At 65.4% G+C, this 22,747-nt stretch carries 18 protein-coding genes; 8 read left to right on the top strand and 10 right to left on the bottom strand.

From position 1 onward, the window contains the following. On the bottom strand, window positions 1-1,731 hold the full coding sequence (locus XH92_RS40640; RefSeq protein WP_194457039.1) for an ATP-dependent Clp protease adaptor ClpS: 1,731 nt from the start codon (window positions 1,729-1,731) through the stop codon (window positions 1-3). A gap of 328 nt (window positions 1,732-2,059) precedes the next feature. Between XH92_RS40640 and XH92_RS40635 the strand changes: the two genes are divergently transcribed. The 4 genes from XH92_RS40635 (at window position 2,060) to XH92_RS40620 (ending at window position 7,464) form a co-directional block, all read left to right on the top strand. Next, the gene (locus XH92_RS40635) at window positions 2,060-4,402 is read left to right on the top strand and encodes a mechanosensitive ion channel family protein (protein ID WP_194457038.1); all 2,343 of its coding nucleotides are present in this window, start codon (window positions 2,060-2,062) and stop codon (window positions 4,400-4,402) included. Between the two features lie 390 nt (window positions 4,403-4,792). Next, on the top strand, window positions 4,793-5,893 hold the full coding sequence (locus XH92_RS40630; protein WP_194457037.1) for an LLM class flavin-dependent oxidoreductase: 1,101 nt from the start codon (window positions 4,793-4,795) through the stop codon (window positions 5,891-5,893). A 79-nt stretch (window positions 5,894-5,972) separates the two neighbouring features. Next, complete coding sequence (locus XH92_RS40625) at window positions 5,973-6,527, top strand: flavin reductase family protein (protein WP_194457036.1); 555 nt, start codon at window positions 5,973-5,975, stop codon at window positions 6,525-6,527. 181 nt (window positions 6,528-6,708) lie between these two features. Next, entirely contained in the window at window positions 6,709-7,464 is a 756-nt protein-coding gene (locus XH92_RS40620; protein WP_194457035.1) for an SDR family oxidoreductase, read from the top strand. Window positions 7,465-7,477: 13 nt separating this feature from the next. Here the strand turns inward: XH92_RS40620 and XH92_RS40615 are convergent, their stop codons facing one another. The 4 genes from XH92_RS40615 to XH92_RS40600 form a co-directional block, all read right to left on the bottom strand. Continuing rightward, entirely contained in the window at window positions 7,478-7,897 is a 420-nt protein-coding gene (locus XH92_RS40615; RefSeq protein WP_194457034.1) for a hypothetical protein, read from the bottom strand. Beyond that, window positions 7,897-9,393 carry a hypothetical protein gene (locus XH92_RS40610; protein WP_194457033.1) on the bottom strand — a complete coding sequence of 499 codons (1,497 nt, stop codon included), beginning with the start codon at window positions 9,391-9,393 and terminating at the stop codon, window positions 7,897-7,899. The genes XH92_RS40615 and XH92_RS40610 overlap by 1 nt, the downstream gene beginning before the upstream one ends. A gap of 168 nt (window positions 9,394-9,561) precedes the next feature. Beyond that, the gene (locus XH92_RS40605; protein WP_194457032.1) at window positions 9,562-11,427 is read right to left on the bottom strand and encodes a sigma-54-dependent Fis family transcriptional regulator; all 1,866 of its coding nucleotides are present in this window, start codon (window positions 11,425-11,427) and stop codon (window positions 9,562-9,564) included. A 115-nt stretch (window positions 11,428-11,542) separates the two neighbouring features. After that, window positions 11,543-12,571, bottom strand: a complete 1,029-nt coding sequence (locus tag XH92_RS40600) for a DUF1254 domain-containing protein (RefSeq protein ID WP_194457031.1) — start codon at window positions 12,569-12,571, stop codon at window positions 11,543-11,545. Between the two features lie 128 nt (window positions 12,572-12,699). On the opposite strand from XH92_RS40600, the gene XH92_RS40595 reads away from it, so the two are divergent. Then, entirely contained in the window at window positions 12,700-13,566 is an 867-nt protein-coding gene (locus XH92_RS40595) for a LysR family transcriptional regulator (protein ID WP_246788083.1), read from the top strand. 161 nt (window positions 13,567-13,727) lie between these two features. On the opposite strand, the gene glgX is transcribed toward XH92_RS40595, so the two are convergent. The 3 genes from glgX to XH92_RS40580 form a co-directional block, all read right to left on the bottom strand. Continuing rightward, window positions 13,728-15,842 (bottom strand): glycogen debranching protein GlgX, encoded by a 2,115-nt coding sequence (gene glgX, locus XH92_RS40590; protein WP_194461671.1) that lies wholly within the window; start codon window positions 15,840-15,842, stop codon window positions 13,728-13,730. Window positions 15,843-16,247: 405 nt separating this feature from the next. Then, a complete protein-coding gene (locus XH92_RS40585; protein ID WP_246788081.1) occupies window positions 16,248-17,672 on the bottom strand; it encodes a prenyltransferase in 1,425 nt (474 codons plus the stop codon). Between the two features lie 33 nt (window positions 17,673-17,705). After that, window positions 17,706-18,644 (bottom strand): LysR family transcriptional regulator, encoded by a 939-nt coding sequence (locus XH92_RS40580; protein ID WP_194457029.1) that lies wholly within the window; start codon window positions 18,642-18,644, stop codon window positions 17,706-17,708. Between the two features lie 118 nt (window positions 18,645-18,762). On the opposite strand from XH92_RS40580, the gene XH92_RS40575 reads away from it, so the two are divergent. Next, entirely contained in the window at window positions 18,763-20,049 is a 1,287-nt protein-coding gene (locus XH92_RS40575; RefSeq protein WP_210345526.1) for an NAD(P)-binding domain-containing protein, read from the top strand. Beyond that, window positions 20,019-20,264: a hypothetical protein gene (locus XH92_RS42880; protein WP_210345525.1), complete on the top strand. Its 246-nt coding sequence runs from the start codon at window positions 20,019-20,021 to the stop codon at window positions 20,262-20,264. The genes XH92_RS40575 and XH92_RS42880 overlap by 31 nt, the downstream gene beginning before the upstream one ends. A gap of 66 nt (window positions 20,265-20,330) precedes the next feature. Here XH92_RS42880 and radC read toward each other — a convergent pair whose 3' ends face one another. Further along, entirely contained in the window at window positions 20,331-21,044 is a 714-nt protein-coding gene (gene radC / locus XH92_RS40570) for a DNA repair protein RadC (RefSeq protein ID WP_194457028.1), read from the bottom strand. Between the two features lie 122 nt (window positions 21,045-21,166). Between radC and XH92_RS40565 the strand changes: the two genes are divergently transcribed. After that, window positions 21,167-21,886 carry a DNA-3-methyladenine glycosylase I gene (locus XH92_RS40565; RefSeq protein WP_194457027.1) on the top strand — a complete coding sequence of 240 codons (720 nt, stop codon included), beginning with the start codon at window positions 21,167-21,169 and terminating at the stop codon, window positions 21,884-21,886. A gap of 28 nt (window positions 21,887-21,914) precedes the next feature. Here XH92_RS40565 and map read toward each other — a convergent pair whose 3' ends face one another. Beyond that, window positions 21,915-22,739, bottom strand: coding sequence for a type I methionyl aminopeptidase (gene map, locus XH92_RS40560; protein ID WP_050426054.1), 825 nt, complete (start codon window positions 22,737-22,739; stop codon window positions 21,915-21,917). Window positions 22,740-22,747 lie beyond the last annotated feature (8 nt).

The raw sequence follows: 22,747 nt of genomic DNA, 5'->3' as shown, positions 1-22,747 counted from the left end.
TCATCCCGCACTCATCCCCTGCGCACCGCCGAGCAGCTTGGCATTGAGCCGACCGCCGTCGAACAGCATTTCACTGACCGCGCCGTCGAGGTCGGAGGCGGTGACGTCCCCGCCACCGTCGCGGACGATGCTGGCCTGGGCGAGACGGCGCATCAGCTCCTTGATGAAGGCGGCGCTGACGCCTTCGGTGCGCCGCACGGCCTCGTCGATGACGGGCTGTTCGAGCGGCAGGCCTTTGCCATAGAGCCGGATCAGCTTGTCGCGTCCGGTCTCGTCGGGCAGCGGTACCTCGATCGCCTGGTCGATGCGGCCGGGCCGGCCGGCCAGCGCGCCCTCGAGCTCTTCGGGGCGGTTGGTGGTCAGCAGAAACAGGATGTCGCAATCCTCCTTCAGGCCGTCCATCTCGTTGAGCAGCTTGTTGAGCAGGGATTCCTCGCACGGTCCGCCCATGTCTTCACGGTCGCGCGCGATCAGATCGACATCTTCGATCACGACCATGGTCGGCTGCAGCAGCCTCGCCAGATTCATATAGGCGCCGAGCAGCCCGACCTGTTCGGCGGTGATGATCAGTGTGGTGTGATCCGGCAGGTTGGTGGCGAGATAGCGAATGGTGTGGGTCTTGCCGGTGCCGGGCGGTCCGTACAGCAGGATGCCCTTGCGGGTCGACTGGCCGAGCTTGCGCAGCAGATCGCGGCTTTCGACAAAGCCAAGCACGTTGCGGTCGAGCAGCCGCAGCGTCCGTTCCGGCAGGATCACGTCATCGCGCGCAACCGTCGGCAGCCGATGCACGGTCACGCCGCGGGCGCGGCCGCGATAGTCCGGGGCATCTTCCAGCGACAGGATCTTGCCGCGATAGGACCGTGCCGCATGCACGGCAGCTTCCAGCTCGGCGAAGGTCCGCTGCACCAGGGTGTTTCCCGCGGCGCCTGCGGGCACCGCGAGCTCGAGCCGCAAGCCCGGCTCGCTTCGATAATCGCGATGATAGCTGAGCAGCACCGCGTAGCGCAGCTCTTCGGTCTGGCATAGCCACAGCCCGTTGGTGAGGCATTTCACCGGCTCGGACTCCCCGACGTCGACGTCGTGATACTGCGGCGGGGCGATCGCCGGCGCGTTGCGGCTGTTCTCCATCAGTGCGGCGAAGGCCAAGGTCTCGTAGCGGTGTTCCTCATGAAGGCCGAAGAAATGGATCGGCGCGTCGAACAGCCTGTCAATCGCGATCTGAACATCGGCACGCATGTGACCAGGAAACTGCCGCGACCGGGTCATGATCTGGTTGCGCGGCACTCCGGCAAAATGCCAATCGAGTGCTATAAAGGCATATCTGAATTCTTCGCCCGGCAGTTTTTCCGAGCTGGCCCTGGCAGCGAGCAAGCAGTTGCTGCACAGGCAGATCGTCTTGCGGAAGAGAAAGACATCCGTCACGGGTTCCAGTGAGCCACAGAGGTTGCATGGCCGCGCCGCGTCGGCAGCCTCCGTCGTGATCGTTAACGGATGGCCATTGCTGCGGATCAGTTGCTGTGCGGACTCCAGCAGGGCTTGGGCCACAGGTGCTGGATAGGGACCGCATGCGATTCCGTTCTGGGTCTCGATTCGTGCGGCAGCGGCAACCGCCTCTTTCCGGGATTTGCCGAATACCGTGCGCAGCAGGTCGCGCATGAATTCTATCGGTGTCTCGCTGTCGTCGTGAATGAAGAGCCTGATCGGACCGTTCTCGGCAAAGACGTCGTGCATGGTCACCTCGAAACGCAATCGGAAACAAAAAGAACAAAATAAGAACATCACGGCGGCCCTTGCGCGTCAAGCGAAAGATTCTGCCGCCTCATCTCTGACGTGTGATGCGCCGATCGGCCGGCTGAGCCGGGAACACGCCTGCATGCGTAAACGCCGCTCAACACTTGTGACGTTTGTGTTGCGGCAAATGCCAAGAGATGGTCGTCGCAGCGGCAAACTTCCGACACATCATCAAGGCGAAAAGGGGCGATCCGACATGGCGCGAGCGCGAGAGCAGAGTCCTTAAGGGGGAGCTGCGGTCGCGCAATTATTTTAATAAGAGGCCCTCGTGTCGCACACACTTCGCTTTGCGCTTCTGCTCATCCTCATCTTGTTCGTCTCTCCCGCGCTGGCGCAGGCGGCCGCGAAGCCGGCGCCGCCGCAACCCGTGGCCGGCGATACACTGACGCCCGAGCAGGCCAAGCGCGCGCTCGACACGCTGCAGGACGACAAGAAGCGCGGCGAGATCATCAACACGTTGCGCGCCATCGCCAATGCCTCGCCGCAGCCGGCTGCCGCGGAGCCGGCACCCGAGCAGCATTCGCCGATTCCGCTCAATGCGGACAGCCTCGGCGCGCAGCTCCTGCTGATGGTCTCGGAGCAGGTCGGCGAGATGTCGCACGAGATCGCCGACGTCGCGCGCACGCTGACGAATTTTTCGGCGTTCTATTACTGGTTTGTGCGCACTGCCAATGATCCGGCCGCCTATGGCCTCTTGATCGACATCGCCTGGAAGCTGGCACTGGTGTTCGGTTGCGCGCTGGCCGCCGAATGGGTGGTGTTCCGCCTGATCAAGCGGCCCGTCGCGTTCCTGGAGGCGCGGCTGCCGCAGACCGCGCGTGTTCCGGTGCCGGTGCTCGCCAGCGCCGATCCGCCGTCATCGGTTACCGACGTCACGCCGGAGGGCGATCTGCATCGCCGCCGGATCAGCCTGGCGCGGGCCTGGCAGTCGCTGGTCCGGGTGCCGTTCGTGCTCGGCCGCCTGCTGCTCGAATTGCTGCCGGTGGTCGTGTTCGGCGGCGTCGCCACCGCGCTGCTCGGCACCGAGATCGGTGATCAGTCGACCACGCGGTTGGTGATCCTCGCGGTCGTCAACGCCTATGCGTTCTCGCGCGCGCTGATCTGCGTGGTGCGCGCGTTGGCCGGCCCGTTCGGCCTGTTCCGCGTCCGTGCCGAGACCGCGGCCTATGTCGAGATCTGGGCGCGGCGCATCGTCGCCGTCGGCGTCTCCGGCATCGCCTTTGCCAATGTCGCGCTGCTGCTCGGGCTGCATCGCGCAGGCTACGCCGCGCTGATCCGGCTGGTGATGCTGGTGGTGCACCTCTTCATCGTCGTCATCATTCTGCAGTGCCGCCGGCAGGTCGCCGACGTCATCCGCGCGCCGGCCGATCGCACCGGCCTCGCGGCGCGGACGCGCAACCGTCTCGCTTCGCTCTGGCACGTGCTGGCGATCGCGCTCGACCTCGCGCTGTGGGCGGTATGGGCGCTCAACATCCGCAACGGCTATTCGCTGCTGCTGCAATATTTCGTCGGCACCGTCGCGGTGCTGCTGGTCACCCGGCTCGTCACCATGGTGGTGCTGAGCCTGATCGATCGCGGCTTCCGCATCAGCCCGGACCTGATGCAGCGCTTCCCGGGACTGGAGACCCGCGCCAACCGCTATCTGCCGCTGCTGCGCAGGGTGGTCACGGCGGTGATCGCGCTGGTTGGCTTCGTCGCGCTGCTCGAGGTCTGGGGCGTCGATGCCATCGTCTGGTTCTATGGCGGCCAGATCGGCTCCCGCCTGATCTCGGCGTTGGTGACGATCGGCATTGCCGCGCTCGCCGCCGCCGTGATCTGGGAAGTCGCCAACGCGTTGATGGACCGGCAGATCGACACGCTGTCGCGCGAAGGGCATTACGCCCGCGCCGCGCGCCTGCGCACCTTCCAGCCGATGCTGCGCACCGCGCTGTTCTGCATGATCGTCGCGGTGGTCGGGCTCACCGCGCTCAGCGAGATCGGCGTCAATGTCGCGCCGCTGCTCGCCGGTGCCGGCATCGTCGGCATCGCGATCGGCTTCGGTTCGCAGAAACTGGTGCAGGATCTCATCACCGGGTTGTTCCTCCTGATCGAGAACACCGTGCAGGTCGGCGACACCGTCACGGTGTCGGGCCTCTCCGGAGTGGTCGAGAACGTCTCGATCCGCACCATGCGGCTGCGCGCCGGCGACGGCTCGGTGCATGTGGTGCCGTTCAGCGCGGTGACGACGATCACCAACTCCAGCCGCGGCGCCGGCAATGCCGCGGTCAGCGTCAACGTGTCCTACAAGGAGGATACGGATCGTGCCGGCGAGGTGCTGAAGGACATCGTCGCCCAAATGCGTCAGGAGACGGCGTATCGCGCATTCATCCGCGGCGACCTCGAATTGTGGGGCGTCGACAAGGTCGACGGCTCGGTCGTGACCATCGTCGGCCAGATCCGCTGTACTGATAGCGGCCGCTGGTCGGTGCAGCGCGAGTTCAACCGCCGCATGAAGCGGCGCTTCCAGGAGGAGGGCATCGAGATCGCCTCGATGGGCCAGACCATCCTGATGCAGCTTCCCTCGCCCTCCGAGCCCGACGCCAACACGCTGCCGCGCCGCGCTGCGGGCTGATCTGCCGCTCCGCTTCACCTCGCCCCGCCTGCGGGGAGAGGTCGGATCGCATCGGAGATGCGATCCGGGTGAGGGGGAGGCTCCGCGAGCTCAACTGCCGCCCTTTTGTGCGGAGAAAGCCCCTCACCCCAACCCTCTCCCCGTAAGAACGGGGAGAGGGAGTAGACGAACTGAACGCGATCGGCGCGTCTCACGGTTGCGACCCGTCTCGCGACGGTGAGACGCTGTCAGCTCTCTTGAGCCTGGCGATCGGCCGCAGCCTGCCGAAATCCCGCCGATCCCGCCCATTCCCTGCGATTTCCTCGCTGGCACAGCGCTTGCTGAACGTCGTGCGAATGCGCGCAAGACGCATTGCACGACTGAACCCAAACGCGAAGGAAGGAAACGCACATGGAGCTTGGCTACTTCACCATGCCCTCGCACCCGCCGGAGTGCGGATTGAAGGAGGGCCACGACTGGGACCTGCAGACGCTGCGCTGGCTCGACGAGCTCGGCTATCAGGAAGCCTGGATCGGCGAGCATCACACCGCACCCTGGGAGCCGCACCCGTCGCCCGACCTGCTGGTGGCGCAGGCGCTATCGCAGACCAAGAATCTGCGCATCGGCCCTGGCGGCTTCCTGCTGCCGTATCATCATCCCGCCGAGCTCGCCAACCGCGTCGCGATGCTCGATCATCTTTCGAACGGGCGGCTCAACTTCGGCGTCGCCGCCTCGGGCCTGCCGAGCGACTGGGCGATGTTCAATGTCGACGGCATGTCGGGCCAGAACCGTGACATGACCCGCGAGGCGCTCGAGATCATCCTGAAGATGTGGTCGGAGCCCGGCCCCTGGACGCACAAGGGCAAGTACTGGACGGTGAGCAAGCCGGACACGATGTTCGACTTCCTCAAACCACACATCAAGCCGCTGCAGGGTCCGCACCCACCGATCGGCGTTGCCGGCCTGTCGAAGAACTCGGACACGCTGAAGCTCGCCGGCGAGCGCGGCTTCATCCCGATGAGCCTCAACCTCAACCCGGCCTATGTCGGCAGTCACTGGGAGTCGGTCGAAGCGGGAGCTGCCAAGACCGGCCGCAAGCCGAGCCGCAGGGATTGGCGGCTGGTGCGCGAGGTGTTCGTGGCTGATACCGATGAGGAGGCGTGGAAGCTGTCGACCGGCGACATGATGGGCCGGATGATGAGCGAGTACTTCCTGCCGCTGCTCGGCCATTTCGGCTTCAAGGACTATCTGAAGCACGCCCCTGACGTGCCCGACAGCGACGTCACCGTCGAATATTGCGCACGCCGGAATTGGATCGTCGGCTCGCCGGCGACGGTCACCGAGAAGATCGAGAAGATCTACCGGGAGGTCGGCGGCTTCGGCGTGCTCTGCGTGTTCGGCTTCGACTACAAGCACAAGCCGGAGGCCTGGCGGCACTCGCTGGACCTGCTCAAGAACGAGGTGATGCCGCGGCTGAAGCATCTCGGCGCCGAGTTCGAGAAGGCCGCATGACAGCTGCGCGGGGTGCGGGGCTTGCCTCGCACCCCCCGTCGCATATCTTAGATGGAGCTTTTCTATGAGGTTTTGCGGCATGACGGTCGACGCACAGAGTTTCAAGCAGGCGATGCGGCATTGCGCCGGCGCGGTGGCGCTGGTGACGGTCGGCCGCGAGCCGGGACAGCGCACCGGCCTGACCGTGACCTCGGCCTGCTCGTTGTCGGACAACCCGCCTTCGGTCCTGGTCTGCGTTAACCGTAATGCCAGCGCGCACGAGCGCATCCGCGCCGAGCGCCATTTCGTCATCAACTTCCTGAACGAGGACCACGCGCTGCTGGCGCTGACCTTCTCCGGTCAGAAGGGCGTCAACGGCGACGACCGGTTTGCGTTCGGCCGCTGGACCACCGGCGCCACCGGCGCCCCGGTGCTGGAGGATGCGGTCGCGGCGTTCGACTGCGTGCTGGCGCAGGAGCTCGAGACCAAGACCCATTCGATCTTCATCGGCGAGGTCCAGCACGTCCGTGCCGCGACCACGGTCGATCCGCTGATCTATCTGCGAAGCGGCTTCCAGAGCGTACGCAACATTCATGATCCGATCACGCTCGGCGACGTCGACGCGCGGCGCGTCAGCTGGAACGAGTTTTCCTGAAGCGGCTGGCGCGCGGCACGCCTGCCATAGTCAATCAGCACCGCTGACCAATCCTGATCACTTTGACGCGCGCGTCATGCGCGTGAGCGGCATGCTATAAGCGCCGCTGCGCTTTCCGTCGGCAGTTTGGGACCCCAAGCGCATCTCGAGATCTCCAGTCATCGACAAGGGAGACCCAACCATGAAGATCGTTGTGATCGGCGGCACCGGGCTGATCGGCTCCAGGACGACAGCCATTCTGCGCCAGCGCGGCCACGAGGTCGTCGCCGCCTCGCCCAGGAACGGCATCAACACCATCACCGGCGAGGGGCTGAAAGAGGCGCTGTCCGGCGCGGCCGTGGTGATCGACCTCGCCAATTCGCCGTCATTCGAGAACAAGGCGGTGATGGAATTCTTCGAGACCTCCGGCCGCAACCTGCTCGCGGCGGAGAAGCCGGCCGGCGTCAAGCATCACGTCGCGCTCTCGATCGTCGGCACCGACCGCACGCCCGAGAACGGCTATTTCCGCGCCAAGGTCGCGCAGGAGAAACTGATCGAGGCGTCAGGCATTCCCTACACCATCATCCGCGCGACCCAGTTCATGGAGTTCGTCGGAGCCATCGCCGATGCCAGTGCGGTTGGAGACACCATCAGGCTCTCGCCCGGTCTGTTCCAGCCGATCGCGGCGGACGACGTGTCTGCGCTCGTTGCCGATGTCGCGCTGGAGGCCCCGCGCAACGGCATCGTCGAGATCGCCGGTCCCGACCGCGCGCCGTTCAACGACATCGTCGCCCGCTACCTGAAGGCAAAAGGCGACCCGCGTCAGGTGGTGAAGGATCCCGATGCGCTTTACTGGGGTGGACGGGTCGAGGAGCACTCGCTGGTGCCGCTGGGCGAGGCGCGCATCGGCCGCATCGATCTGAACGAATGGCTGCGCCGCTCGCGGCCCGCCGCCTGACTGACGGCAACGTCTATTTGAGCCACACCAGCAGTGGTACGGGCGCGCGGCCCTCGCAGGACAGCGTGCCCTCGTAGTTGCGCGCCTTGCGGGCGCTGTAGGTGCAAGGCGCGCCGTCCAGCACCAGCTCGGCCGTGACCTGCGAATCCGCACCGGTGATCTGCAGTCGGATCTCGCCGGCGCGCTCCTCCGGCCCGTCCTGCGTGCAGATTCCGACATGCTTCATCTTCAACGGTCCGGAGAATTGCCCGCGCGCGCCCGGCGCGCTTTCCGTGAGATGCCCGGTCAGCTCCCATTCGCCGAGCACGCCGGCCTGGCCGAGGATCTCCATCGCGCCAAGCGGCGGCACGTGGCAAAGCGACAGCGCGACGGCGCCGAGCAGCGCCGCCCCACCGTTGCGCCATCCTTCATTGCGCCATGTCGTCAGCGGCATCACAGCTTGCTTCCGGTGGTCTGGCGCAGTTCGATCAGCTCCGGTCTCGATACGTCGGAATCCGCGGTGAGCCGAGCGATCTGCGCTGCGCATTCCTGAGTCTTGGCCTGATCGCCGGATGCCTTGGCGCTCTTGATCATCCCGACATAGGCCGCGAGCCGGTTCGGCTCCTTCTTCAGCACCGCCTCGTAGGCGGCGAGCGCGTCGGCGGCTTTGCCGCGATCGAGCAGCATCGCCGCGTAGAGCTCGCGCGCCGGCGCCAGCGGTCCCGGGGTGACGGGATGCTTCTCGGTCTTGTCTTCCGCCTCCGCGGCGGCACTCATCGCACCGAGCGCCTCGTCGTATTTGCCCTCGGCGTACAGCACCCAGGCGCTCGCGATCTGCTGCTGGATGTCGACGATATTGGACCAGTAGGCGTCCTTGGCGTCCTTCAGTCTGTCGCGCAGCTCGACCAGCTTGGCGACATCGGCCTTGGCGGCGCCGGGGTCACCGGAGCGCGCGGCGCCGACCGCACGGGCGAAATAGGTGATGGCATCCGCATAAGCGTATTTGGTCGGATGCACTTCAAGCGCGGCGGCTCCCTTCCAGTCACCGCGTTCGAACACATAGCGGGCCTGGCTTGCCGCCACCGCGAAGGGGCCGGCGAACCGATCCTGCTTGAATTGGAGTTGGCCGAGCTCGTCGACCACCGCCCGTGCCTCCTTGTCCTGGCCCAGCTGGAGATAGGCATACACCAGATAGTCCATCGCATGCGCCTGGTCCTGCTGCTCGCCGTCTTCCCTGGCGATGCGGGCGGATTCCTTGTTCGATGCGATCGACTCCTTCCAGTAGCCGACGCGCGTGAAGATGTGCGACGGCATGTGCTGGGCATGCGGCGCCTGTTCGGCGATCTTGGCATAGCGCATCGCCGCGGGCAGGCCCTTCTCCGCGAGCGCCGGATAGTCGTAGAGATGGATCAGATAGTGGGCGATGCCGGGGTGCTCGGGCTGGCGCTTGAAGATCGGTTCGAGCAGCGCCGCGCCCTTCAGCTGGTTGGCATAGGTCTTGTCGGTCGGCGATGCCGCGACGTTGAGCGTGATCGCATAGGCGATCTGGGCCTCGTCATCGTCGGCATAGTGCGCCGCGACCTGCTCTTCGGCCGCGAGGAACCGCTGCACGCGGGTGCGGTGATCGACCTTGTCGTAGTCGACATACATCGCCGCGATCGCATCGATGTACTCGCGCTCGCGCGGCGTGCCGGCATTCAGCGCCTGGCCTTTCTTCACGGCCTCAAGGCCGAGCGGAAGGTTCTCGGGTGGTGGCGGCCCGTGCGGATTGTAGAGATAGCTGAGCGCGATCCCCCAATAGGCGATGGCGCATTGCGGGTCGGCTTCGAGCACCTCCTCGAAGGTGCGTCGCGATGCGCTGTACCAGAACGAATGCTGGTACAGCATGGCGCGATCGAACAGCTCCTGCGCCTCGGGCTTGCAGGACGTTGCAAAATGGACTTTGCCCAATCGTTGTTCAGTAGAATCGGAAGCAGCAGGTTGCGAAATGGTCGCGGCAATGAGGCCAACGACCACAGCGAGGGGAAACCGTGTCATGGGACCCGCTCCGTGGCGTTGAATGAAAGGCGTAGGATAGCACCTTTCCCGCACGGCCGGAACAACAGCTGCGCTTCGGGTCTAGCTGTCCAGCTCGATCCCTAACGCCTTGATCTTCCGGTACAACGTCGCGCGGCTGAGCCCGAGCGCCTTGGCAGCGTTCGTCACTCTTCCGTCATTGGCGCGCAGCGTCTCGACGATCGCGGCGCGCTCGCGCGCAGTGTGATCGGCCTCCACATGGCGCGTGCCGACTAGCGGCAGATCGAGGTCTGCCTCGGTGATGACGCCGCCCTCGGCGGTGGCCCCGGCGAGCCGCAGCACATGGCGGAGCTGGCGCATGTTGCCGGGGAACGGATAGGCCATCAGCTGCGCCCAGGCGTCCGGCGCGATGTGGCAGTGCGGTGCTTCCTCGTCGGCGATCTGCGCGACGACGTCCCTGCGGTCGGCGCGTTCGCGCAAGGCGGGCAGGCGGATCTCCATGCCGCGCAGCCGGTAGTACAAATCGGAGCGGAAGCTGCCGTCCTCGGCCATCCGCGCCAGATCACGGTGCGTGGCGCTGATCAGGCGGATGTCGACCGGCACCGGCTTCAGCGCGCCGAGCGGCCAGACCTCGCGATTCTCCAGCACGCGCAGCAGCCGCGTCTGCAGCGCAAGCGGCATGTCGCCGATCTCGTCGAGGAACAACGTGCCGCCGCTCGCCTGCACGATCAGCCCCTTCGATCCGTCGCGCCGCGCGCCCGTGAAGGCGCCGGCCTCGTAGCCGAACAGCTCGGCATCGATCAGGCTCTCCGGCATCGCCGCGCAGTTCAGCGCGACATAGTTGCGGCCGGCGCGGTTGCTGGCGGCGTGGATGGCGCGCGCGAACACGTCCTTGCCGGCGCCGGTCTCGCCACGCAGCAGGATCGGCAGATCGAGATTGCCGACCGTCATCAGCCGCTTCACGCCCTTGATCAGCACGGGATCGCGGCCCGCGAGCCGATGCTGGGCGCCGAACTGTCCGGCCGGCACCTCTCGCGACGGCGCCGTCGGCGTACGGGAGACACCCGTGCGCACCGGCGGCGCCACGCGGCCGCGGCCCCATGGCGTGCCGTCGGCGCGGCGTAGCGTGACCGGCTCGTCCGCGGCCCGCGTCGCGCGATCGTCCAGTTGAATCAGATGCGACAGGTCGATGCCGTCATCGATCATCGCGTCGGTCAGTCCGAATACGCCGCGCGCGGTGCGGCAGGCGCCGACCACGCGGCGGTCGTCGTCATAGGCGAGCATGCCGTGCCCGTCGCCGGGCAAGGTCGCGATCCAGGCGGCGCGGTAGCGCCGGCGGAAGAACGACTGCTCGATCCGCCGCGTCGCCTCCGTGGTGACGGCGAGTGCCAGTTCATGCGCGCTGCGGCCGAGATCGCTGCGGCACGAGGAGATGTTGACGGCACCGGCGAGCCGGCCGGCATGGTCGAACAGCGGCGACACCGCGCAGGTGAACATGTGCCACTGCTCGCGGAAATGCTCGTCGCCATGCACGATGATCGGCCGCTGCTCGGCGAGCGCGGTGCCGAGCCCGTTGGTGCCCTCGAAGGTCTCGGCGAAGTTCGAGCCGGTGTAGATCTTCCATTCCAGGAACATCCGCGCGTAGTCGCCCCCGGGCAGCCGGCTCACCAGCATGGTCGCGTTGGGATCGGCGAGGTTGACGCAGTAGCCGGCGTCGTGGAGCAGGCGGGCAAGGTCCTCGAGTTCCGGGACCGCGACCTGGATCAAATCCTCCATCGGTTCGGCGATATGCCGGACCTCGGCTTCGGTGAGGGTCTGCGGCGGCCCGCGCCGGGCCGGATCAAGGTTGTGATTGACCACGCAGCGCCGCCAGGACGCCGCAATCCGCGCCTCGGTGTCGACGCCGGCCACCTGATTGGCCGCCGATAAGACACGGGCAACGTGATTTGAGGCCGAAAGATTGGCCATCCAGAGGTCTCCACCCCTAATTTTCCGCGAAGTCTGGCAGCCCATGGCCGAATGTCAATTGGCCGACGCGGTCGCGGGGAGGAGACCTTGGAGGGATCGCAGCCGCAGACGCGACTCAATCCGCAGGCCGCGCCTCGGGAAATTTCCAGCTGCCGTCGAGAACCGCAGCGCGCGGTTGAAACAGCCGCACGGTGTAATTCCACCCCGGCGTGATCGGCAGGCAGTTGGCGACCTGGCCGTCGCAGCCGCCGAACTGGATGGTGATCGCGCCATCGGCGGCTGTCCTGGCAGTCACGCTGTTCACCGCGTAGCTGTTGGTCGGGTTCGGCTGCAGATAGCCCTCACTGTTGTAGACCGTGAGCGACCAGAAGCCGTCGACGGGAACGTGCTTCACCGTCAGCGTGTGGACGGTGCTGCCGTCGTTGCGCGCCGGCGTGATCGGAAGATACAGCGCGTCCCTCTCGGGATTGCCTCCCCACAGCATGGCGCTGCCGATCAGGTGCTTCACCGGATCGACCTGGTGCGCGTCGGCGCCGAACATGCGCCGTGTGTCGGAGACCGTGGTGCCGAGTTGCAGCAGCGCTGCCTTCACTTTGCCGAGGCTGGCTTCGTTCCAGTTCGGAATCTCGAATGCGCCGGGGTGTTCCTGCTTCGATGCGATCGCGTCCTGCAAAGCGTGGACGTGCTGGATCTCGTCGGCGTTCGAAAAATCGACCAGGAAGCGGACCACTGCAATGGCATAGCGCGTGCCAACTATCTCCCGCGTCAAGGTGTGGCTGCCCGCGCCGTAGTAGACGCCCGTGGTGTATTGATCCTCATTGACGATCTGCATCGCCATGAAGCGCCTGGCGCCGTCCGGCAGCGTGATCGTCACCGGTCCGGCATCGAGATCGAAGATCGCGAACGAGTACAGCGTATCGCGGTTCGGACGGACGATGCCTGACGGCAGCGGTGGGGCAAGTTCGCGGCCGTGACGGAATTTTCCGAAGCCGCCGCCTTTGACCACGCCGGCGAAATAGACGTCGGTCTGGGCTCGATTGTAGGTCTCGATGGTGACGGGTTGCGGCGGTGACACCGGTGTTTGTGCCGATGCGGCCGAACTCGCGAGCGCGAACGTCATGGCTGTCAGGATGCTCGTTTTCATTGGCTCTCCGGAGATGAGGTCCCTCATGGCCGGAGACGTAGGCAGTCAAATATGAAAATGAATGCCTAGGATTGGCAACAAGCCTTCCAGATATGATAGGCTGACTCATGGATCTCAACGCGGTCAGGATGTTCGTCGCGGTCGTTCAGGCCGGCAGCCTCTCGGCGGCGGCCGCCCGCCTCGACGTCCCGCTGCCGACATTGAGCCGCCGCATCCGGGACCTCGAACGACAGCTCAATGTGCAGCTGCTCGCGCGCTCGGCACGCGGCGCGAAACTCACCGACGCCGGAGCGCGGCTGTACGAGCGTGCCGGGCTAGGTATCGAGCAACTGCTGGAGGCCGAGCAGGCCGTCGTCGACGACCAGATGAAGTTGAAGGGGCGCTTGCGCCTGTCGCTGCCGCAGACATTCGAGCCGTGGTGGGAGCTGCTGGCTGCCTTCCAGCAGCGCTATCCGGATATTCAAATTCACCTCTACTCGACCGAGCGCCGCGTCGATCTGGTCGAGGACGGCATCGATGTCGCGCTTCGGGTCGGCGCGATCGTTCACGAGGCGATGGTGGCGCGCCGCGTGCTGTCGTTCCGCAATGTGCTCGTCGCCAGTCCGCGCTTGATCAAACGCTTCGGGCTGCCGAAGCATCCGGACGCGCTTGATCGTCTGCCGTGCGGCGTATGGGCGTCGCGGGTCGATACCCCCGTGCGATGGGAGCTGGGTGACCATGCTGTCGAGCCCAGGGCCGTGCTGTCGACCAACGACTACCATCATCTGTGCACGCGGGCGTTGCGCGGCGACGTGGTCACGGAGCTGCCGCCCTTCCTGGCCGCGGCGGCAATCCGCGAGAAGCGTCTGGTCCGGTTGCTGCCACAGCATCCGCTGCCGGAGTGGTCGCTCAATCTGCTTTACCCGCCGCACCGTCACCAATCGACCATCGTGCGCACTTATCTGGATTTCTGCCAGGGCTATCTGCCGAAGATCGTTCAGGCCTGCACGGTTTGAGTGGCCAACCTCCCCTTGAAAAGGGGAGGTCGCTTTGCTCGCGAGAGCAAAGCGGGTGGGGATCCGCTCTCTCCACTTGCAGCGGAGCCCGCGGCTGACCCGCATCCCGACCTTCCCCCCTTCAGGGGGAAGGAGAAGGCGGGCTTGTAGCCCGGATGGAGCTACTTCACCGCCCCGGCCGTGAGCAGCACGAACGAGCGCCCCGCCGCCTTGTATGTGCTGTCGAACGCAAACTGCGCGCCCGCCGGTTCCTCTGGCGTATTGGTATCGAGCAGCAGCGACCAGTGCGGGCCGGCGGACGTCGCCGGCAGCTTGAAATCCACCTCGCCCTGATAGCTGTTGAGGATCACGAGCACGGTGTCGTCCTCGCCTTCGCGGGCAATCGCGGTCTTGCGCGCGCGGCCATCGAGCACGGCGCCGAAACATTTGATCCAGCCGGTGCTCCAGTCGGCCTGTGTCATCTCCACGCCCGAGGCGTTGATCCAGACCACGTCGCGGATCTCGAGCTGCGGATCGCGATCGCCGGACAGGAAGCGGCTGCGGCGCAGGATCGGATAGTCGCGCCTGAGCTTGATCATCCGCCTGGTGAATGCGAGCAGCTTGTTGCCGTCGTCGGAAAAATTCCAGTCGAACCACGAGATGTCGTTGTCCTGGCAATAGGCGTTGTTGTTGCCGCGCTGGGTGCGGCCGAACTCGTCGCCGCCGAGCAGCATCGGCGTGCCCTGCGAGGCCACGAGCGTCGCCAGCATGTTGCGCTTCTGGCGTTCGCGCAACGTGCGGATATCGGGATTGTCGGTCGGGCCCTCGGCGCCGCAATTCCAGGAATGGTTGTCGGACGAGCCGTCGTTGTTGTTCTCGCCGTTGGCCTCGTTGTGCTTGGAGTTGTAGCTCGCCCAGTCGTTCAGCGTGAAGCCGTCATGGGCGGTGATGAAGTTGACGCTGGCCCAGGTGCGGCGTCCCTCGCGGTTGAACACGTCGTGCGAGCCGAGCAGCCGCGGCGCCAGCGTGCCGGGCGCCGCCTCGCCACGCCAGAAATCGCGCACGGTGTTGCGGTACTTGTCGTTCCATTCCGCCCAGCCCGGCGGGAAGCCGCCGACCTGGTAGCCGCCGGGACCGCAGTCCCAGGGTTCTGCGATCAGCTTCACGGTCGCGAGCAGCGGGTCCTGGTTCATCGACTTCAGGAAGCCGGACTGCTCGTCGAAGCCGTAGACCTCGCGCGCCAGAATGGTGCCGAGGTCGAAGCGGAAGCCGTCGACATGCATGTGGCCGGCCCAGTAGCGCAGGCTGTCCATCACCATCTGGATCACCCGCGGATGCGACAGGTTCACCGTGTTGCCGGTGCCGGTGTCATTGATGTAATAGCGCCGCTTGTCCGGCAGCAGCCGGTAATAGCTCGCATTGTCGATGCCCTTGAACGACAGCGTCGGGCCGCGTTCATTGCCTTCGGCGGTGTGGTTGTAGACCACGTCGAGGATGACTTCGAGCCCGGCGCCGTGCAGCCGCGACACCATCTCCTTGAATTCGCGCAGGCTGTTCGGCACGTCGGCGGCGTAGCGCGGGTCCGGCGCGAAGAAGCCGATCGTGTTGTAGCCCCAGTAATTGGTGAGATGTTTCTCCAGCAGGTTGCTGTCGTTGATGAAGGAATGCACCGGCAGCAATTCGACCGAGGTGATGCCGAGCGCCTTGAGATGATCGAGCGCGGCGTCCGCGCCAAAGCCGGCATAGGTGCCGCGCAGGTTCTCAGGGATGCCCGGATGCTGTTTGGTAAAACCCTTGACGTGGGTCTCGTAGACGACGGTCTCGTCCCAGTGCACGTCCTGCCGCTGCGCTTCCTGGACCCAGTCGAAATTGGGATCGACCACCACGCATTTCGGCATGAACGGCGCGCTGTCGCGCTCGTCGAAGGTCAGGTCGTCGCCGGTCTCCATCTTGTAGCCGAACACCGCCGGATTCCAGGTGAGGCTGCCGGCATGGGCGCAAGCATAGGGATCGAGCAGCAGCTTGTTCGCGTTGAAGCGGTGGCCGCCGTCGGGCTGGTAGGGGCCGTAGACGCGATAGCCGTAGAATGTGCGGGGCTGCACGCCGTTGATGAAGCCGTGAAACACCTGGTCGGTATATTCCGGCAGCTCGAAGCGATGCGTCTCGCGCTCGCCGTCGAACAGGCAGACCTCGACCTTGGTGGCATTGGCGGAAAACACCGCGAAGTTGGTGCCGTGGCCGCTCCAATGGGCGCCCAGCGGATAGGGCAGCCCCTCCTCGATCACGAAATCGGACATCGGTCCCCCAGCCATGAAATCAACCTGCAACAAACGCCGCCGCGCGGAAAACGTTGCATGGCGATTTTAGCGGCAGTTGCCAGTGGTTCGTGTGACGCTTCAAGCGATGCTGCGTCTCTCTCGTCGTTCGGAGACGGCGCCGCAATGAGAGGGAGGTGAGCACGCTGGTTAGGCTCCCTCCCCCCTTGCGGGGAGGGGTGGGGAGAGGGGGCCCCAGGCGAGATGCGAATGATGGAGCGTTTCATCAACAAGCCGATGCCGAGGGAGCGCCCGCCCTTTGATCAACAGCGGAGCAAGCGGCACCCCTCTCCCTAACCCTCTCCCGCAAGGGGAGAGGGAACCCTTCCTTCGGTGCTTACCTAACGTTCAATCACTGAGTTACCCGCCCTTGCCAGGACGACGGCACTAATTGTCCGTCAACAGCGCAAACCGCCGTCGGTCGATCCGCTCGCGCGCCGATTGTCCGGCTGCGGCGCAAAGATCGGGCGCGTAGAGCTGGCAGCTTCCGCGTGCTTCGATCGCCTTGTCGATCATGTCCAGAAGCTGCGCGGGCGTGAGGTCGGGAGGCGCGGCGATGCGACCGATGACGACGTGCTTCTCCATCGTCTCGTGATCGGCGTGATCGATGTCGGGGTTGCGCCAGCAATTGGCGCACATGATCTTGACGCTTTCCGAATGCGAATAGACGACGGCGTCCCCGTCCAACTCCGCGCTGATGCCGGCCAATTGCCGTGTGGTCTCCTGCGTGCCCGCGAAATCGAAGAACTGGTAGTTTTGCCGCAGCAGCGTTGCCAGATGCGGGAAGACGGGGATCTCTTCGTCACCGTAGGCGTGATGCGTGATCGGTGCGCCGTCCATCAGGATGACGTCGCCATAGTCGACGCCGAGATCGCCGTACAGCACGCTGCGGACAATGCCGTGGCACGGAGACAGCCGTTCGATCCAGACCGTCTCCTCCTCGCCCGGGTCGTCACCGTCAGCCGTCCGCTCAGCGAGCGGACGCGCGGCAAGCCTCACCTTGCAAGCGGGATATCCACCCTCCGGCAACCCAAAGCGTCCATGCTCGATCTTCTGCCCCATCCGCTTCCACACGCCCAAGGCGGTTTCGGCATCCAGAGCTCCCGTGGCGCAGATGCCGAGGTTCCATTCGGTGCTGTCGACGACCTCTTGCGACAGGTCTGCTGCGGCCCGGTTTGCCGCAACGCCTTCCGCGAATCTGCCGCGCGTCTTGTAGAAGAGCCCCAGATTGTAATGATGTGCGCTTCTTTGCGGATCAATTTCGATCAGCCTGCGAAGACTGGCCTCGGCGATCGCATCGTTCTGGCGCGCCGTCATTCGCGCCGCCGTGGCGAGCCCGCGCAGGATCTGCTCATGTTCGGGCCGCCCCTCGTAGCGCCTGGCCAGGCGGTCCAGTCTTGCGACCATCGTCTGAAATATCGGGTGCTCCGGCGGGGGCGCATTCAGATCGTCAATGTCGCGGACGGCTTCGAGGCACAGGCCGAGCCTCGAGAGGATAGCCAAGTCGTCATCGTGGGCATCGGCTATCTCGGCAAGGATGCCGGCCGCCTCTTCCCTCGCAAGGCTTCGCCTGTCGACGATCCACAGCAATGCCATCGCCGCCTCGGCCTGACGGCGCTGGGCCTTTCGCAACGGTTCGATCCTTTGCGATGCCGCCAGCGTGTGGCCCGCCTGTCCCTCTGCAACCGCGTCACGCGCGATCGCACCGATCTCGTCGGACGAGAGAATCGCGCTCGGACCATTCGACATCATCGTCTCCGTTGAGGCGCCTCGGTGTGCGTGTACGGCTATGCCGAGCGGCCTCGCGATCACGTTAACACACGAAAGCGCCCGTCCGACCCGTCTCTAAGGCGCTGCAAACGATCGCCCAACCTCGCGCGCGGCCTGGATGAATCTTTGCGAGGCGGGGCCGAGCGTGCGATTCTTCAGTGTCACTATTCCGTTTGGTATGCCCGTGACGGGCAGTTCGACGGGCAAGATCTTTACCTCGGCGCGCCGACTGAAGAACCTCAACACGGAAGCCGGCAAAACCGAAAGGAAGCGTCCGGTTGTCACGAGGCTGATCCGCGCTTCAGGTGGGACGGCGACCACAGTCGCACGAGGGCACGGGAGCCCGTTGACGAGGAAGGCTTGGTCGAAGAGCGACGAGATCGTTGCTTCCGGCGGGGCCAATACCCAGGATTCATTCACGAGTTCGGAAAGCTCAATCCTTCGCCGCCGCGCCCACGGACTCTGCACGCCCGCAGCGACGATCAAGGGATCCTCATAGAGCGCTTCAAGCTCCAGTCGCTCATTGGCGACGGGAGCGCGCAATACTGCGATCAAGAAATCGACGTCGCGCTCATTCAGGCTCCGATAGAGTGTCTCGGTCTGCTCCGTCACCAGGTGGAACGCCATGCGGGGATAGCGCCGCGACAACCGATCAACGACGGCTGAGACGAAGCCTGCAGCCAAAAACGGATTGCATCCAATCCGCACTTCCCCCGCGGCAGGATCGGCCAGGAACTCCAGGTCCCTCACGCCCCGGCGCAAGCCGTCAAATACGGTCACTCCGCAATCGAGCAGGGCGCGACCATAAGGCGTCGGCTCTACGCCCTGGCGGTCGCGGTCGAGCAGGCGCACACCGAGCACGTGCTCCAGTTCTGCGATCGATCTCGATACTGCGGGCTGACCCGTGTTGAGGCGTTGTGCCGCCTTCCCCATACTGCCGGCCTGCACCACCGTCATGAAGACATGGAGGTCTCGCAACTTCATTCGGCGGCCTACGCGTTCGCTCAACTGCATGGCGGCGTCCCCCATGACGGTATTGATATGAGCTCATCCAACAATAGCATGAGATCCGCATGACCGGTTCAAGTAATATGTGTCATTCGAGCCGTCGGGTGCTGATCCGAGACGAGCCATGGACGACGCCATCGCATTTCCGGCTGATGACCCCGGGCCGCGCTCGCTCGCCGAGCTTGAGGCGCGCCTTGCGCGCGATCTCGACTTTCTGGCGTTGTCGCCGCCGGCGAAGGACTGGCTTGAGCCGCGAACCCATCCCGAGTGGGGACCGGTGCTCGATGTCGCCATTGTCGGTGCCGGGATGGCCGGGCTGTCTGCAGGCTTTGCGCTCAAATGCCTCGGCGTGCGCAACATGCGTGTGTTCGACCGCTCCCCGGAAGGCTTCGAGGGGCCGTGGGCGACCTTCGCGCGCATGGAGACGCTGCGCTCGCCCCCGGAGCTTGCTGGCCCCGCGCTCGGCTTCGCCAATCTAACCTTCCGTGCCTGGTTCGAGGCGCAGTTCGGTCGGGTGGCCTGGACCGGGGTGCATCGTATCCCGCGGTTGCAGTGGTCGGACTATCTGCGCTGGTACCGCAAAGTGACCGACCTGCCGGTCGAGAACCGCACCGAGCTCGTCGACCTCGGCGGCGATTCCGAGACGGTGCTGCTTACCCTGCGCTCGGCTGCCGGCATCGAGCGCGTGGCCGCACGTCGTCTCATCCTCGCCAGTGGCCGCGACGGTCTCGGCGGCGCCTATGTGCCGCAGCTGTTTGCCGGGCTTGACCGAAAGTGCTGCGCGCACACCAGCGACGACATCGATTTCGCCGCACTGCGCGGCAAGGTGGTCGGCGTGATCGGTTCCGGCGCATCCGCCGTCGACGCCGCAGCCGAGGCATTGGAGTCCGGGGCAACGCGCGTCGCGATGCTGGTTCGGCGCACGGACGTGCCGCGCTTCAATCGCGGCATGGGCATCGGAAGCCCCGGCATGTGGCACGGCTTCAACCGGCTGACGCTTGCTCAGCGCTGGTCGTTCGTGCAGGGCATCGACGATGCGGCGGTCCCACCGCCGCGCGCCTCGATGCTTCGATGCTCGCGGCACAGCAACTTTTCCATTGTCACGCGCTGCGCCCCGCGCGACATCGCGTTGCGCAACGGCCGCGTCGTGCTCGACACGACGCGTGGAAGGCTCGCGTTCGATTTCCTGATTCTCGCCACGGGCTTCACCGTGGATTGGCCGCGCCGACCGGAGCTGGCCGCGCTCGCGCCGCATGTCCTCAAATGGCGCGATCGCTTCGCGCCCGCCGATCGCGAATTCGCCCAGGCCGACCACCCGTTCCTTGGACCGATCTCGAATTCCTCGAGCGGGCCGCGGGCACGGCGCCATGGGTCGAGCGCGTGCACTGCTTCAACTTCCCGGCCTTTCTGAGCCACGGGCCCATTACCGGCGACGTCCCGGCGATCAGCGTCGGCGCAGAGCGCGTCGCAAAGGGCGTGGCGGCGGCACTGTGGGCCGAGGATTATACGCGCAACTGGCGGCGCTTCCTCGCATGGGACAATCCCGAACTGCGCGGTGATGAGTTCACGATCGACGAGGATGTTGCCAAGTTCTTGGTAGACGAGGAAAGCGGTGCGGAAGCGTGAACGCATTGTATTTCCGAGTCCACGCGGGCGTGCCTGCCGACATACGCGAAAGCACACTTGGCCAGCCTAAATCAGTCGCATCCCCTTGAAGCTCGTGTGCCCGTTCTTGCCGACGATGATGTGATCATGCACGGCAATCCCCAGCGGCCTCGCGATATCGACGATCGCTTTCGTCATCTGGATGTCGGCCTGCGACGGCGTCGGGTCGCCGGAGGGGTGGTTGTGCACCAGGATCAGCGCGGTCGCGGACAATTCCAGCGCGCGCTTGATCACCTCGCGCGGATAGACCGGGGTGTGGTCGACGGTGCCGGTCTGCTGCACCTCGTCGGCGATCAGCTGGTTGCGCTTGTCGAGGAACAGCAGGCGGAACTGCTCCTTGTCGGCGAACGCCATGCCGGTGCGGCAGTAGTCGATGACGTCGTTCCAGGACGACAGCGCGATGTTGCGCCTGATCTCGCCCTTGGCGATGCGGCCGGCGGCCGCGGCGAGCAGCTTGAGCTGGTTGATCGCGGCATCCTTGACGCCCTCGACCTCGCGCAGTCGCGCCGGCGGCGCATGCACGACCTCGGCGAACGAGCCGAACTTCTTCAACAGCGCCTTGGCCAGGGGTTTGGTGTCGCGGCGCGGGATCGCGGCGAACAGCGCCATCTCCAGCAGCTCATAATCGGTCAGCGTCTCCGGCCCCGCGGCGTAAAAGCGCTCGCGCAGCCGTTCGCGATGGCCGTGATAGTGCGGCGTCTCGTCGGCCTCATCGTTGCTGGCATCGGGTTTGGCGGGCATCGGCCACAACCATGCCGTGCCTGCCGGGTTTTGCAAGAGCCGATGCAACTTCCCGGTTTGCCACGATGCGGCGGGCGAATTACCGTCGGCCGCAACGTTTGGGATCGAAAAGGGAGGGCGGCGTGACATCGTTCAAGGTGATCCGCGCGCGCGCCGAGAAGCGCAAGGGCGGGCCGAAGGCGCTGGAGAAACTGCTGCGGCCGCCGGCCGGCGCCAAGGCGCTGGCCAAGCTCGGCGACGACCGCGTGCTGGCCGAGATGACCAGGCGCGTGTTCTGCGCGGGCTTTGCCTGGAGCGTGATCGACGCCAAATGGCAGGGCTTCGAGGCGGCCTTCCTCGGCTTTCAGCCGGCCAAGCTCGCCTTCAAGCCCGACGAATTTTGGGAGAAGCTCACGAGCGACGCCAGGATCGTGCGCAACGGCGCCAAGATCATGTCGGTGCGCGACAATGGCCGCTTCGTGCAGGAGATCGCACGCGAGCATGGCAGCTTCGGCAAATTCCTTAGCGCCTGGCCGTCATCGGATGAGGTCGGGCTGCTGGACCTGCTCACCAAGCGCGGCAGCCGGCTCGGCGGCAACACCGGGCAGATGCTGCTGCGCTTCCTCGGCTGGGACGGCTTCGTCACCTCGCGCGACGTCGTCGCCTGCCTGCGCGATGCCGGCGTCGATATCGCCGAGGAAGTGAAGTCGAAGCGCGACCTTGCCAAGGTGCAGGCGCAGTTCAACGCCTGGGCGGAAGAGACCGGGCTGTCCTACCTGCATCTGTCGCGGATCTGCGCGATGTCGATCGGCGAGAACCATACGCCCGAGGAGATCATCGAGCGCACGCGGAGCGATTATTGAACTTGTCGCGGATTACACTTGAACCCGATCACACCTGAACCCACGGCTTCTCGCCGTGGCGCTCGGACAGCGTGAAGATCTCGACGCCGTCGGCGGTGACGCCGACCGAGTGCTCGAACTGCGCCGACAGCGAGCGGTCGCGGGTCACCGCGGTCCAGCCGTCGGACAGGATCTTCACATGCGGCTTGCCGAGATTGATCATCGGCTCGATGGTGAAGAACATGCCGGGCTTCAGCGGCGCGCCTTCGCCGGGGCGGCCGATATGGATGATGTTCGGCTCGTCGTGGAACAGGCGGCCGAGGCCGTGGCCGCAGAAGTCGCGCACCACGCTCATGCCCTGCGGCTCGACGAAGCTCTGGATGGCGTGGCCGATATCGCCGGTGGTGGCGCCGGGCTTCACGGCGGCAATGCCGCGCATCATCGCCTCATAGGTCACCTCGATCAGCCGCTCGGCCTTCCGCGCGATCGCGCCGATCGCATACATGCGACTGGAATCGCCATACCAGCCGTCGACGATGAAGGTGACGTCGACATTGACGATGTCGCCTTCCTTCAGCGGGCGGTCGCCCGGCATGCCGTGGCAGACCACGTGATTGATCGAGGTGCAGGTCGAGTAGCGGTAGCCGCGATACATCAGCGTCGCCGGATAGGCGCCGTGATCGAACGCGAACTTGCGGACGAACTCGTCGATGACCGAGGTCGGGACGCCCGGCTTGACGATGTCGGTGAGCGCGTCGAGGCATTTCGACACCAGGGCGCCAGCCTTGCGCATGCCGGCAAAGCCGCTCGGTCCGTGCAGCTTGATCTGGCCGGTCTTGCGAAGCGAGGTGTCGGTGGCGTCGATATAGCTCATGGGCGGGA

Origin of the sequence: Bradyrhizobium sp. CCBAU 53421 (assembly GCF_015291625.1) — a bacterium.
GTDB lineage: Bacteria > Pseudomonadota > Alphaproteobacteria > Rhizobiales > Xanthobacteraceae > Bradyrhizobium.
Note: the sequence above shows the minus strand (reverse complement) of the source record. Positions and strands in the feature narration are given on the sequence as shown.

Bases quoted from the DNA above. Each gene is read 5' to 3' on its own strand.
- XH92_RS40575 (WP_210345526.1), top strand. From the start codon at position 18,763: ATGGACGACGCCATCGCATTTCCGGCTGATGACCCCGGGCCGCGCTCG.
- XH92_RS40625 (WP_194457036.1), top strand. From the start codon at position 5,973: ATGACGGTCGACGCACAGAGTTTCAAGCAGGCGATGCGGCATTGCGCC.
- XH92_RS40600 (WP_194457031.1), bottom strand. From the start codon at position 12,571: ATGAAAACGAGCATCCTGACAGCCATGACGTTCGCGCTCGCGAGTTCG.
- XH92_RS40630 (WP_194457037.1), top strand. From the start codon at position 4,793: ATGGAGCTTGGCTACTTCACCATGCCCTCGCACCCGCCGGAGTGCGGA.
- XH92_RS40640 (WP_194457039.1), bottom strand. From the start codon at position 1,731: ATGCACGACGTCTTTGCCGAGAACGGTCCGATCAGGCTCTTCATTCAC.
- map (WP_050426054.1), bottom strand. From the start codon at position 22,739: ATGAGCTATATCGACGCCACCGACACCTCGCTTCGCAAGACCGGCCAG.
- XH92_RS40580 (WP_194457029.1), bottom strand. From the start codon at position 18,644: ATGCAGTTGAGCGAACGCGTAGGCCGCCGAATGAAGTTGCGAGACCTC.
- glgX (WP_194461671.1), bottom strand. From the start codon at position 15,842: ATGTCCGATTTCGTGATCGAGGAGGGGCTGCCCTATCCGCTGGGCGCC.
- radC (WP_194457028.1), bottom strand. From the start codon at position 21,044: ATGCCCGCCAAACCCGATGCCAGCAACGATGAGGCCGACGAGACGCCG.
- XH92_RS40615 (WP_194457034.1), bottom strand. From the start codon at position 7,897: ATGCCGCTGACGACATGGCGCAATGAAGGATGGCGCAACGGTGGGGCG.
- XH92_RS40595 (WP_246788083.1), top strand. From the start codon at position 12,700: ATGTTCGTCGCGGTCGTTCAGGCCGGCAGCCTCTCGGCGGCGGCCGCC.
- XH92_RS40620 (WP_194457035.1), top strand. From the start codon at position 6,709: ATGAAGATCGTTGTGATCGGCGGCACCGGGCTGATCGGCTCCAGGACG.
- XH92_RS40605 (WP_194457032.1), bottom strand. From the start codon at position 11,427: ATGGCCAATCTTTCGGCCTCAAATCACGTTGCCCGTGTCTTATCGGCG.